The 1,018-nt window shown below is 66.6% G+C and carries 2 protein-coding genes and 1 pseudogene; all 3 read left to right on the top strand.

The features are described 5' to 3' along the window. A partial coding sequence (locus AC1VAN_RS22865; RefSeq protein ID WP_480986872.1) for a hypothetical protein occupies positions 1-437 on the top strand: 437 nt, incomplete at its 5' end. Between the two features lie 88 nt (positions 438-525). Continuing rightward, positions 526-732 (top strand): hypothetical protein, encoded by a 207-nt coding sequence (locus AC1VAN_RS22870; protein ID WP_032975021.1) that lies wholly within the window; start codon positions 526-528, stop codon positions 730-732. A gap of 147 nt (positions 733-879) precedes the next feature. After that, a pseudogene (gene rimO, locus AC1VAN_RS22875) lies at positions 880-1,018 on the top strand (30S ribosomal protein S12 methylthiotransferase RimO); the annotation flags it as partial.

The following is a 1,018-nucleotide window of genomic DNA, read 5'->3' on the forward strand; positions in this document are numbered from 1 at the left end:
GTCCGGGCGTCCGCAACAACACGGGAATCCCAATCACGCTGGACAGGGTGTCGCGGCCATTCCTGATAACGCAGGCGCCCGCTAATACGGCATCCGCGCGCTTCCGCGTCATCGTGATCGGTACCGGTGAGGACACGCCTTATTTCTGGATGTTCCGCCCGATGCTCAGCCAGGTGGATGCGGCAGCAACCACGCCGCCGACCTGGTCGGCCGGTGGCACCGAGTCATCCGCGCAGTGGTCGGTCAATGTCCGCGCCGACGGCAGGGTGGGGGGCGTGCAGCTGGCCTCCAATGGACAGGTCTCGCGCTTCGACGTGGTGGCCGATGCGTTCAGCGTCAGCGCACCGGGCGGCGGCCRGCGTACCGAGTACAGCGACGGCAACTGGCGTGTCTTCGACGAGGCCGGACGCCTGCGCGTGCGTATGGGTGTGTGGTGACACGGTGCCTGCCGTCCCCGGCAGGTGCCGCGGGTTTCAACCGTATCGGCCGCCGGTGAAAGCGGCCGCTTTTTTTCCTGGAGTTCTCATGAAATTCAATGCCCGACTTGTCCTGCTTACCCGCGCCGTGGAGCAGCCCGGCGTGGTCAACCTGCACTTCCGTGCGGAGGGGGAGGCGGTTCTGCCGCAGATGGTGATTCCGGTAGCGCCGGCCGATGCCTATGCCCTGAAGTTCGGCGCTCTATACCGGTTCGAGCCGGTGGAAGTGGACGAATTGCCCGTCGCCTTGCCCTGAAAGCTCGGCCTGGGGCGGAGAAGGGACTGTCGCGGCAGTTCAGGGACCGTGGCCCAACCCCGGTATACTGGCGCCCTTTCAGGCCCCGGCCCCCAGGTCCCCCTGCCATGCCGGCAGGGGCCCAGGCCCCCAGAGTCCCGCGATTCCATGTCCCAGCTGAACCCCAAAGTCGGCTTCGTCAGCCTTGGCTGCCCGAAGGCCCTCGTCGATTCCGAGCGCATCCTCACCCAGCTGCGCTCGGAAGGCTACGACATCGTCCCGTCCTATGATTCGGCCGACGTGGTGG

This window comes from Stenotrophomonas sp. 05L44_2 (genome assembly GCF_056665995.1).